This is a genomic window from Actinospica sp. (assembly GCF_035552695.1).
Classification (GTDB): domain Bacteria; phylum Actinomycetota; class Actinomycetes; order Streptomycetales; family Catenulisporaceae; genus Actinospica.
Genome location: NZ_DASZKT010000242.1, coordinates 1 through 10,734, shown reverse-complemented (window position 1 = coordinate 10,734; position 10,734 = coordinate 1). Strand labels below are relative to the sequence as shown.

The 10,734-nt window shown below is 71.0% G+C and carries 8 protein-coding genes, 1 tRNA gene and 1 pseudogene; 6 read left to right on the top strand and 4 right to left on the bottom strand.

The window, feature by feature from the left end:
* A partial coding sequence (locus VG296_RS27325) for a hypothetical protein (protein ID WP_325570659.1) occupies positions 1 to 1,011 on the bottom strand: 1,011 nt, incomplete at its 3' end.
* A gap of 157 nt (positions 1,012 to 1,168) precedes the next feature.
* Here VG296_RS27325 and radA point away from each other — a divergent pair.
* Together radA and disA are read left to right on the top strand one after the other, a co-directional pair.
* On the top strand, positions 1,169 to 2,554 hold the full coding sequence (gene radA / locus VG296_RS27320) for a DNA repair protein RadA (protein ID WP_325570657.1): 1,386 nt from the start codon (positions 1,169 to 1,171) through the stop codon (positions 2,552 to 2,554).
* Between the two features lie 104 nt (positions 2,555 to 2,658).
* Positions 2,659 to 3,750 carry a DNA integrity scanning diadenylate cyclase DisA gene (gene disA, locus VG296_RS27315; RefSeq protein ID WP_325570655.1) on the top strand — a complete coding sequence of 364 codons (1,092 nt, stop codon included), beginning with the start codon at positions 2,659 to 2,661 and terminating at the stop codon, positions 3,748 to 3,750.
* Between the two features lie 48 nt (positions 3,751 to 3,798).
* Here disA and VG296_RS27310 read toward each other — a convergent pair whose 3' ends face one another.
* Entirely contained in the window at positions 3,799 to 4,581 is a 783-nt protein-coding gene (locus VG296_RS27310) for a hypothetical protein (protein WP_325570653.1), read from the bottom strand.
* 78 nt (positions 4,582 to 4,659) lie between these two features.
* Here VG296_RS27310 and VG296_RS27305 point away from each other — a divergent pair, with 78 nt between their 5' ends.
* From VG296_RS27305 to rlmB, 3 genes are all read left to right on the top strand, one after another.
* Positions 4,660 to 5,523, top strand: a complete 864-nt coding sequence (locus VG296_RS27305; RefSeq protein WP_325570651.1) for an A/G-specific adenine glycosylase — start codon at positions 4,660 to 4,662, stop codon at positions 5,521 to 5,523.
* Positions 5,524 to 5,585: 62 nt separating this feature from the next.
* A complete protein-coding gene (cysS, locus tag VG296_RS27300) occupies positions 5,586 to 6,986 on the top strand; it encodes a cysteine--tRNA ligase (RefSeq protein WP_325570649.1) in 1,401 nt (466 codons plus the stop codon).
* Positions 6,987 to 7,043: 57 nt separating this feature from the next.
* Entirely contained in the window at positions 7,044 to 8,045 is a 1,002-nt protein-coding gene (rlmB, locus tag VG296_RS27295) for a 23S rRNA (guanosine(2251)-2'-O)-methyltransferase RlmB (RefSeq protein WP_325570646.1), read from the top strand.
* Positions 8,046 to 8,220: 175 nt separating this feature from the next.
* Here rlmB and VG296_RS27290 read toward each other — a convergent pair whose 3' ends face one another.
* The gene (locus VG296_RS27290) at positions 8,221 to 9,306 is read right to left on the bottom strand and encodes a sn-glycerol-3-phosphate ABC transporter ATP-binding protein UgpC (protein ID WP_325570644.1); all 1,086 of its coding nucleotides are present in this window, start codon (positions 9,304 to 9,306) and stop codon (positions 8,221 to 8,223) included.
* 251 nt (positions 9,307 to 9,557) lie between these two features.
* Here VG296_RS27290 and VG296_RS27285 point away from each other — a divergent pair.
* Positions 9,558 to 9,630 (top strand) — tRNA-Thr (locus VG296_RS27285).
* Positions 9,631 to 9,757: 127 nt separating this feature from the next.
* On the opposite strand, the pseudogene VG296_RS27280 reads toward VG296_RS27285, so the two are convergent.
* Positions 9,758 to 10,734: pseudogene (locus VG296_RS27280) on the bottom strand (hypothetical protein); the annotation flags it as partial.

Below are 10,734 nucleotides of genomic sequence, written 5' to 3'. Positions count from 1 at the left end.
GCTGGCCGTGCCCGTGAGCTCGTTGAAGCTGGCCGACGTGGCGGTCGGGCTGCCGCTCGTCACCGATGCCGTCGTCGTCACGTCCGCGGAGGCCGAGGGGTGATCGTTCGTTATGAACATCACCAGCGCCACGCCGCAGGCCAGGGCCGCAACCAGGCCGGCCGACGGCAGAATCCACTTCTTCACCTGCGAGGCGCCGCGGCCGCCGCCCGAAATCGGGAAGCCCGCGTCGTCGAACTTCCCCGAGCGCTCGACGACCTGCTCCGCGAACGCGGCTCCCGCCGGGTCGCGCAGCGCCTCGAGCACTCGGGAGCGCACGCCCGGGGGCATGAACGCGTGCGGCAGCTCCTCGAACAGGCGCAGCGGGCGGCGGTTGCGTATCGCGTCGCCGCATATCTGGCACCTCTCGACGTGCTTGCGCGCGGCCAGCAGCCAGGCCGGTATGCCCTTGCCGTCGATCTCGTCGAACGTGCGCCCGAACTCGATCGCATCCTCGCAGCGCGGGTCGCCCGTGCGTGCCGCGAGCACGACCAGCAGCGCGGTCTCCAGGTCGGACTGGGCCCGGGTCACCTCGACCGCGATGGCGGACTCGTCCTTGCCGAGCACGAGCGCGAGGTCGCCGTCCACCAGACGGTGCCGGAACGCCAGGTCGAGCAGTTCGCGCGCGTCCGGCTCCAGCATCGAGTACACGTCGAGGGCGAGCCTGGCGAGTCGGTCGCCGCGGGCCGCGCCGGCCGCGTCGGCGGGGGCGTCGTCGCTGATGCCGATGCGGACGCACTCGGCGCGCGCCAACGCGTACATCCAGGCGCCGAACTCGTCCGGCTCCGCCAGTTCGCGGATCCGGTTGACGGCCACGATGAAGGCGTCACGCAGGGCGTCGGCGGACAGCTTCGGGTCGGCCAACAGCTCGTGACAGTACGCATACAGCCTGGTGCCGTAGACGTCATAGATCTGTCCGGCCGCCAGCCGGTCCCCCGCCCTGAGGGCGGCCACCAAATCCCGGTCGCTCACGGGAGGACGCTAAGCCATGACTTGATTCGAAATCCACTGCGCGGGCGCAAAAGTTATCTCGCCTCGCCGGAAACATCCGGATATACCCGAAAGTTCACCGGCTGTCTCACCCCCGGCGTCCGCCGCGCTGTCGGCGCGGGCCGCTACCGTCTCACCCATGGCGAACTCCACGAAGACCGCTCGCCCCGGCTACCGCTGCGCCGAATGCGGAGCGGCCGCCGCGAAGTGGCTGGGCCGCTGCCCGGAGTGCCAGGCCTGGGGCACCCTGGAGGAGCTCGGCGTGCCGAAACCGCGCACCGTCAAGGCGGGCCCGGTCTCCGCGCCGGCGAAGCCTATCGGGCAGGTCGACGCCACGACGGCCAAGGCGCGCCCAACAGGTGTGGACGAGCTCGACCGGGTGCTCGGCGGCGGCCTCGTGCCCGGCGCGGTGGTGCTGCTCGCCGGCGAGCCGGGCGTCGGCAAGTCGACGCTGCTGCTGGAGGTCGCCGCCGCGTACGCCGGGGGCGCGCGGCCCGCCCTCGTGGTCACCGGCGAGGAGTCGACGGCGCAGGTCAGGTCGCGCGCGGACCGGATCGGCGCGCTGCACGACGAGCTCTACCTCGCCGCGGAGACCGACCTGTCCGCCGTGCTCGGGCAGATCGAGGCGGTCGAGCCCGGCCTGCTGATCCTGGACTCGGTGCAGACGATCGCGTCCGCCGAGGTGGACGGCGTGCCCGGCGGCATCACCCAGGTGCGCGAGGTGTGCGCGGCGCTGATCCGCGTCGCCAAGGAGAAGGACCTCGCGACCATCCTGGTCGGCCACGTCACCAAGGACGGCAACATCGCGGGCCCGCGAGTGCTCGAGCACCTGGTGGACGTGGTGCTGCAGTTCGAGGGCGAGCGGCACTCGACGCTGCGCATCGTGCGCGCGGTGAAGAACCGCTACGGCCCGACCGACGAGATCGGCTGCTTCGAGATGCGCGAGTCGGGCATCAAGGGCCTGCCCGACCCGTCAGGTCTCTTCTTGTCCCAGCGTTCCGAGGCCGTCCCCGGCACCTGCGTCACCGTCACCCTGGAGGGCCGGCGGCCGCTGGTCTGCGAGGTGCAGGCGCTGGTCGCGCCCTCGCCGCTGCCGCAGCCGCGCCGGGCCACGTCAGGGCTCGACGGCTCCCGGGTGTCCATGGTGATGGCCGTGCTGGAGCGGCGCGGCCGGGTGCCGCTGGCCAAGAACGACGTGTTCGCGGCCACCGTCGGCGGGGTGCGTCTGGTGGACCCGGCCGCGGATCTGGCCGTGGCGCTGGCGATGACGACCGCCGCGATCGACGCGCCGCTGCCGCCGACGGTCGCGGCCTTCGGCGAACTCGGCCTCGCCGGCGAGGTGCGGCCGGTCGCCGGTCTTGGCCGCCGGCTGTCCGAGGCGGCCCGGCTGGGCTTCCGGACCGCGCTCGTGCCGCGGCCCGCACCGGGCGGCGAGACCGTCAAGCCGCCGCCCGGGATGCGCGTCGTCGAGGTCTCCGACATCGCGGACGCGCTCGCCGCCCTCCATACGATGATCAGCCGCTAGAATCACAAGTGCAGCAATTCGGGACAGTGATCACCCGTCCCAGCCCGGCGGCATCGGCGCCACTCGATGCCCACGAATCGTCCGGAAGCAACGGAGCATCCCGCATGGCAGGCACCGACCCCACGGACCAGGATCTGCAGCGCACGACGCTCGCCACCCTGGCTCCTGGCACTCCGCTGCGCGAGGGCCTCGAGCGCATCCTGCGCGGACGCACCGGCGCGCTGATCGTGGTGGGCTTCGACAAGACCGTCGAGTCGATCTGCACCGGCGGCTTCGTGCTCGACGTCGAGTTCTCCGCCACCCGGGTGCGCGAGCTGTCCAAGATGGACGGCGCCGTGGTGCTCACCAAGGACGGCACCCGGATCGTGCGCGCGGGCGTGCAGTTGGTCCCGGACCCGTTGATCCCGACCGTGGAGACCGGGACCCGGCACCGCACCGCCGAACGGGTCAGCAGGCAGACCGACTTCCCGGTGGTCTCGGTCAGCCAGTCGATGCAGCTGATCGCGCTCTACCACCAGGGCGTGCGCACCGTGCTCGAGGACTCCAGCGCGATCCTGTCCAAGGCCAACCAGGCCCTCGCCACCCTGGAGCGGTACAAGCTGCGGCTCGACGAGGTGTCCGGCACGCTCTCCGCGCTGGAGATCGAGGACCTGGTGACGGTCCGCGACGTGGCCCAGGTGGCGCAGCGCCTTGAGATGGTGCGCCGGATCGCCCAGGAGATCGAGGACTACGTCGTGCAGCTGGGCGTGGACGGCCGGCTGCTGGAGCTGCAGCTGGACGAGCTGGTCGCGGGCGTGGACACCGACCGCGAGCTGGTGGCCAGGGACTATCTGATCGAGCGCACCGGCCGCCGGGCGAAGACCGTGCAGGAGACGCTGGCCGACCTCGACGGCCTGGACCGCGGCGAACTGCTCGAACTCGGGGCCGTCGCCCGCGCGCTCGGCTTCCCCGGCAGCGCCGAGGCCCTGGACGGCGCCGCCTCGCCGCGCGGCTACCGGCTGCTGGCCAAGGTGCCGCGGCTGCCCGGCACGGTGATCGACCGCCTGGTGGACCACTTCGGCGGGCTGCAGAAGCTGCTGGCCGCCTCGGTCGCGGACCTGCAGGCGGTGGAGGGCGTCGGCGAGACCCGCGCCCGGACCGTGCGCGAGGGCCTGTCCCGGCTGGCCGAGTCCTCGATCCTGGAGCGCTACGTCTGACGCGAGGTCATCCGCGGTCGCGCCGGCCCGCCGGCTCGCTCGGCCCACTCAGCCCAGGATGAACTCGACCGCGCTCGTCGTGACCCCGTTGGCCTCGGCGTTCACCGTGTACGTCCCCTGCGGCACCGTCGGCAGCTTGGAGACCGGACAGCTGGTGCCCTGCGTCTCCCAGCGCTTCCAGGCCACCGGATAGGTCTGCGTGTCGCCCGGCCCGAGCACGCGCAGGTCGCTCGCGCCGGAGCACACCGTGGAGGTCCAGATCGGCTTCGTCGTGCCGAGCGGCATCACGCTGACCACGAGGCCCTTGCCGGACACGTCGACGGTGCAGTTCGCCGAGCCCGAGTCGGCCGCGGTGATCTTGAAGGTCGGGTAGGTCCCCGCCGGATACTGCACGGTCCCGGAGGACGCGGTGCGGTCCAGCGCGATCGTCAGGCCCAGCGCGCACCCCGCCGCCGCGCCGGACGCGGCCTGATGACTCGCACCCGTCCCGGCCGTCGACCCGGCCGAGGCCGAACCGCTGCTGCTGCCTCCGGTGCCGCTGCCGGTCGACCCGGTCCCCGCGCTCCCGGAGTTCGAGGGTCCGCCCGGGTACGCGTTCCCGGGCGGACCGGACGCGGTCTGGCTGGACCCCGGCGTGATGATCCCGGTCGGACTGGAACCCGCCGAGTTCCCGCCGCCCGCCGAGGCCGTGTTCCGCGGCGCGCCCGAGGTGCCGGTGCACGCGTAGGCCACCAGCGCGATCACGAAGAGCGGGATTCCGAGCAAGACGATGCGCCGCCGCCAGTAGACCGAAGATGGCAGCGGACCTACCGGGCTACGGAAGGATCCCACGGGACGTCACCTTAAGGCATGAGGGACAGACTGCGCCGGATGTTCTGTGTGTGTTTTCGATGATGGGAGGATATTCTCATGTCCGTTATCGAACTCACCGCGGGGTGGTACGCGGAGCACAGGCGCGACCTGCCGTGGCGGCGGCCCGAGGCAGGGGCCTGGGGCGTCCTGGTGAGCGAGTTCATGCTGCAGCAGACGCCGGTCAACCGGGTCCTGCCCGTGTATCAGTCCTGGATGCGGCGCTGGCCGAAGCCGGGTGACCTGGCCGCGGAATCGAGCGGCGAGGCCGTGCGCGCGTGGGGGCGGCTCGGGTACCCGCGACGTGCGCTGCGGCTGCACGCGGCGGCGGCGGCGATCACCGAGCGGCACGGCGGCGTGGTGCCGGCCGAATACGAGGAACTAAGGGCTCTGCCGGGCGTCGGCGATTACACCGCGGCGGCCGTCGCGTCGTTCGCGTACGGCCGTCGGCACGCGGTGCTCGATACGAACGTTCGCCGGGTGCTGGCCCGCGCGTACTCCGGGGAGCAGTACCCTGCGACGTCGGTCAGCGCGGCGGAGCGGTCGTTGGCCGAGAGCCTGCTGCCGGAGCAGCCCGCACAGGCCGCCGCGTGGGCCGCCGCCTCGATGGAACTCGGCGCGCTGATCTGCACGGCCAGAAGCCCGCGGTGCGACGCGTGCCCGGTCGCCGAGCTGTGCGCATGGCGGAAGGCGGGCAGCCCCGAGCACACCGGTCCCGCGCGCAAGGGCCAGAGCTACGCGGGCACGGACCGGCAGTGCCGAGGCGCTCTCCTCGCGGTGCTCCGTGCCGCGCAGGCGCCGGTCGAGGTGGGCGCGCTGTTCGCCGCGTGGGCCGACGAGGAGCAGCGCGGCCGGGCGCTGCGCAGCCTGCTGGACGACGGCCTCGCCGTGCGCACTGCGGAGAATCAGTACTCCCTCCCCTGAGTTATCGCCGGCGAAACCAATTCCGGGCGCTTCCAGTCGCGATCTCCCGGTAACCTTGGACTGTGACTCTCCGCCTTTATGACACCGCCACACGCAGCGTGCGCGACTTTGTCCCGTTGGTTCCGGGCAAGGCCTCGATCTACGGCTGCGGGCTGACGGTCCAGGGCGCGCCCCACGTCGGGCACATCCGTTTCGGCCTGGTCTTCGACGTGCTGACGCGCTGGCTCGAGTACCGCGGGTTCGAGGTCACCTACTGCCGCAACGTCACCGACATCGACGACAAGATCCTGCGCAAGGCCGCGGAGCGGGACGTCGAGTACTGGCGGGTGGCCAGCAGGTACGAGCGCGAGGCGACCGCCGCCTACACGCTGCTCGGCTGCCTGCCGCCGACCGTCGAGCCGCGCGCGACCGGCCACATCCCCGAGATGATCGCGATGACCGCCGAGCTGATCGAGCGCGGGCACGCGTACCCCGCGAACGGCGACGTCTACTTCGAGGTGCGGTCCTTCCCGGAGTACGGCGCGCTGTCCAACCAGAAGCTCGACGACATGCAGAGCGCGGACGACGCCGACCCGAAGAACGCCAAGCGGGACCCGCGCGACTTCACGCTGTGGAAGGGCGCCAAGCCGGGCGAGCCGTACTGGGAGAGCCCGTGGGGTCCGGGGCGTCCTGGCTGGCACCTGGAGTGCTCGGCGATGACGCACAAGTACCTCGGCGAGGCCTTCGACATCCACGGCGGCGGCCTGGACCTGATCTTCCCGCACCACGAGAACGAGATCGCCCAGTCCAAGTCGGCCGGGGACGAGTTCGCGCGGTACTGGATGCACAACGCGTGGGTGACCACGGCGGGCGAGAAGATGTCCAAGTCGCTGGGCAACTCGATGCTGGTCGAGCAGGTGGCGCGGCGGCACCGTCCGGTCGTGCTGCGCTACTACCTCGTCTCGCCGCACTACCGCTCGATGATCGAGTACTCGGAAGAGGCGATCGACGAGGCGGGAACCGCGTACGCGCGGATCGAGCAGTTCATCACCCGCGCGCTGGAGCTGACCGGGCCGATCGAGCCGGCGCAGGAGGTCCCGGCCGAGTTCGCCGAGGCCATGGACGACGACCTGAGCGTGCCGCAGGCGATGGCCGTGCTGCACAACACGGTGCGCGCCGGGAACGTCGCGCTGGCGGCGGGCGACAAGGAGTCCGCCGGGCAGCGGCTGGCCGAGACCCGGGCGATGCTCGGCGTGCTCGGGCTCGACCCGTTCAGCGAGCCGTGGGCCGACGAGACCTCCGGCGGCGCGGCGGCCGACCTGCGGGAGACCGTGGGCAAGCTGGTCGCCGTCGCGCTGGAGCAGCGGCAGGCGGCCCGGGCCCGCAAGGACTTCGCCGCCGCCGACGCGATCCGCGCGCAACTGGGCGCGGCCGGGATCCAGATCGAGGACACCCCCGCCGGCCCACGCTGGACGCTGGGCTGACGCCCGCTCAATTCTGCTTTTTCTCGCAGTACGAATCACTATCGAAAGGCCCGCATCATGGCAGGCGGTAAGGGCGGCGGCCTCGGCGGGCGCGGCAACAAGTCGGGATCGAACCGCAAGGGCGCGCAGAAGGGCTCAGGCGGTCAGCGCAAGCAGGGCCTCGAGGGCAGGGGCCCGACGCCCAAGGCGGAGGACCGGGTCAAGCACCCGGCGGCGAGGCGCGCCGCGTCGACGGCCAGGCGGACGCAGGGCACAACGGGCGGCCGGGGCACCCGTCCCAAGGTGCCGTACAAGGCGAACCGGCAGATCAGCGAGCTGATCGCGGGCCGGAACTCGGTGGTCGAGGCGCTGCGCGCGCAGATCCCGGCGACCACCCTCTACGTGGCCACGCAGATCGACATCGACGAGCGGGTGCGCGAGTCGCTGACCCTGGCCACCCAGCGGGCGCTGCCGATCCTCGAGGTCTCCCGGCAGGAGGTGGACCGGCTCACCGACGGCGCGATCCACCAGGGCATCGCGCTGCAGATCCCGCAGTACTCCTACGCGCACCCGGACGACCTCGTCGAGCGCGCGCAGGACGCGGCCGAGGCCCCGCTGATCGTCGCCCTCGACGGCGTCACCGACCCGCGCAACCTCGGCGCCGTGATCCGCTCGGCCGCCGCGTTCGGCGCGCACGGCGTCGTGGTGCCGGAGCGGCGCAGCGCGGGCATGACGGCCGGAGCGTGGAAGACCTCCGCGGGCGCCGCGGCGCGCATCCCGGTGGCCCAGGCCGGGAACCTGACCAGGGCGCTCGAGGCGTACCAGAAGCAGGGCCTGCTCGTGGTCGGCCTCGCCGCGAGCGGCACGATGGACCTGGCGGACCTGCAGGCGGGCGCCGACCCGATGGTGCTGGTCGTGGGCGCGGAGGACAAGGGCCTGTCCCGGCTGGTCGAGCAGACGTGCGATCTGACGGTCCGTATCCCGATCGCCGCCGCGACCGAGTCGCTCAACGCGGGCGTGGCCGCCGCGATCGCCCTCTACGAGGTGGCCCAGCGCCGGAACCGGGCCGGTCGGCTGTAGCTGTTCGAAGGCGGTCGTTCCCCGAAGGCAGTTGTTCACCGGGGGCAGCTGCTCACCGGAGGCAACTGCTCACCGGAAAACGACGAAACCCCCTCCCGGCCGACGCCGGAAGGGGGTTCTCTTCGTCCGCTGAAGGGGGTTCCCTTCGTCCGCTGAAGGGGGTTCCCTTCATCCACTACGAGATTCGGATACCGCTCTCGGTCGCGAAGACGTGCGTCTCGCCCGCCTTCGGCACGACGAACAGGTCCTCGCCCTTGGCCGGGGTGTTGCGCGCGTCGACCCGGACGATCACATCCACGTCCTTGCCGTTGGCCTTGGCGGTGCCGTAGGCGAAGGCGTCGGCGCCGAGCTCCTCGACGACGTTCACCTGCACCTTGATGCCGCCCTGCGCGCCGTCGGCCTGCTGGTCGAAGGACTCGGGCCGGACGCCCACGGTCACCGTGGAGCCCTCGGCGCGGGAGAGGATCTCGCGGTCGATCGCCACGAGGGCGCCGTCGAAGTCCACGCCGCCGTCCACGATCGGAGCCTCGATCAGGTTCATCGCCGGCGAGCCGATGAAGCCCGCGACGAACATGTTCGACGGCCTCTCGTACATCGCGCGCGGGGTGTCGCACTGCTGCAGCAGGCCGTCCTTGAGCACCGCGACCCGGTCGCCCATCGTCATGGCCTCGACCTGGTCGTGCGTGACGTAGACGGTCGTGATGCCGAGGCGGCGCTGCAGCGAGGCGATCTGGGTACGCGTCTGGACACGCAGCTTCGCGTCCAGGTTCGACAGCGGCTCGTCCATCAGGAAGACCTTGGGCTCACGCACGATCGCGCGACCCATCGCGACACGCTGGCGCTGACCGCCGGACAGCGCCTTCGGCTTGCGGCCGAGGTACTCGGTGAGCTCGAGGAGCTTCGCCGCCTCCTCGACCTTCGCGCGGATCTCCGCCTTCGGGTTGCCCGCGATCTTCAGCGCGAAGCCCATGTTGTCCGCGACGGTCATGTGCGGGTAGAGCGCGTAGTTCTGGAAGACCATCGCGATGTCGCGGTCCTTCGGCGGGAGGTTCGTGACCTCCCGGTCGCCGATGCGGATCTCGCCGGAGGTCACCTCCTCGAGGCCCGCCAGCATGCGCAGCGAGGTGGACTTGCCGCAGCCCGAGGGGCCCACGAGCACCAGGAACTCGCCGTCCTGGATGTCGAGGTTCAGCTTGTCGACGGCGGGCCGATCGGCCCCCGGGTAGACGCAGGAAGCGTCTTCGTAGATAACACCAGCCATGGTGAGGTACACCCTTTCAACCGGCAGGAACGTGCCGGACGATCCGAGTTGGAAGGTCAGGGCCCACCGCCCCCGAAGAAGGAGGCGAAGCGGACCTCTAGCGACCGTATAGTCTTACGATCACTTTGCCAAGAGGCGCGCCCGCCTTATCGACTGTCCGCACCCCGCCGCTCCCGGTACCATGGCAGCGGCCAAGCCGCCGCGCAACCCGCCCCGGCCCGGCCCGCACAACCGCATCCCCAACTGAATCCGCCGGCGTGGCGCAATTGGCAGCGCACCTGTCTTGTAAACAGGGGGTTAGGGGTTCGAGTCCCCTCGTCGGCTCCCACCTCAGCCCCAGGTCAATCGGCCTCCAGGCAGCAAAGAACCCCAGACCTTGATACAGGTCCGGGGTCCGTATGCCCGCTGCCGCCGGTGGACGGCGACGGCCCTCGATGCGGGGCTGAGCGCGTTACGCGCTCTGGAAGTACCCGTACACGTCGACGATCAGCTGCAGGCTTCCCGCGCTCTGGTTCAGGAAGTCCACCGCGCCGTCGGAACCTGGCGCGGTGATTGCCAGGTTCGGCACGGTCGCGCCCTTGGCGAAGTTGAGTGTCGAGGTCGTGGGGATGACCAGGTTGCCGGATGAGTCGTGCTTGTCCGGGAACACGATCAGGTCGCCCCCCGTGGTCGTCTGGGTCACCGTCGTGTTGGTGACGACGCCCGTAATCGTCGGCAGGACATTGCCCCAGAAGTCCGAGCCGAGCAGCAGGCGGTAGTAGTAAGCGGCCTGAAGCGTGCCGTTCTTGATCGTCCGGGAGTCCAGGTAGCGGTACGGGGTGTACGGCTCGTAGGCGGAGATCGCCTCGGAAGCGTTGGCGCTGAAGTAACCATCCACGTCAACGATCATCCGCAGCGAGCCAGAGCCGGTCAGCTTGATGTCGATGTAGCCGTCCGAGCCGACCGGCACGATCGCCGCGTTGGCGATGACCTGGTTCGCGTTGAAGTTGACATTGGACACGGCCGGCATGCTGCCGCCGTCGGGATACGCCCGGATGTAGCCGGCCGCCGTCGGCGAGGCGACGGTCAGGTTCACCGCTACTGCCTTGACGTCCGCGGGCACCCCGCCGATGCCAACGACCTTGAGCCGAACGGGATCGGACTCGGTCAGCGGCGCGTTGTGCCCGCCGGTCGTGGTGCGGGTGTCGAGCAGCCGGACCGGGGTGAGCGACTTGAACCCGTCGGCCTGCGCCGGGGTGAAGTAGCCCGCCTCGTCGGCGACCAGGTCCACGGAGCCGGTTCCGCCGTTGTAGAGCTCGATGTCGCCGCCGGTGCCGATCGGCACGATCGACATGTTGGCTACCGTCTGGCCCGTGGTGAAGTTCACGTTCGACGTGCTCGGCGCGGACGAGCCCGCCGGGTAGGCGGCGATGAAGCCGAAGCCCTTGG

Excerpts from the sequence above, each read along its gene's own strand:
- radA (WP_325570657.1), top strand. The coding sequence starts at position 1,169 with ATGGCGAACTCCACGAAGACCGCTCGCCCCGGCTACCGCTGCGCCGAA.
- disA (WP_325570655.1), top strand. The coding sequence starts at position 2,659 with ATGGCAGGCACCGACCCCACGGACCAGGATCTGCAGCGCACGACGCTC.
- VG296_RS27305 (WP_325570651.1), top strand. The coding sequence starts at position 4,660 with ATGTCCGTTATCGAACTCACCGCGGGGTGGTACGCGGAGCACAGGCGC.
- rlmB (WP_325570646.1), top strand. The coding sequence starts at position 7,044 with ATGGCAGGCGGTAAGGGCGGCGGCCTCGGCGGGCGCGGCAACAAGTCG.
- VG296_RS27290 (WP_325570644.1), bottom strand. The coding sequence starts at position 9,306 with ATGGCTGGTGTTATCTACGAAGACGCTTCCTGCGTCTACCCGGGGGCC.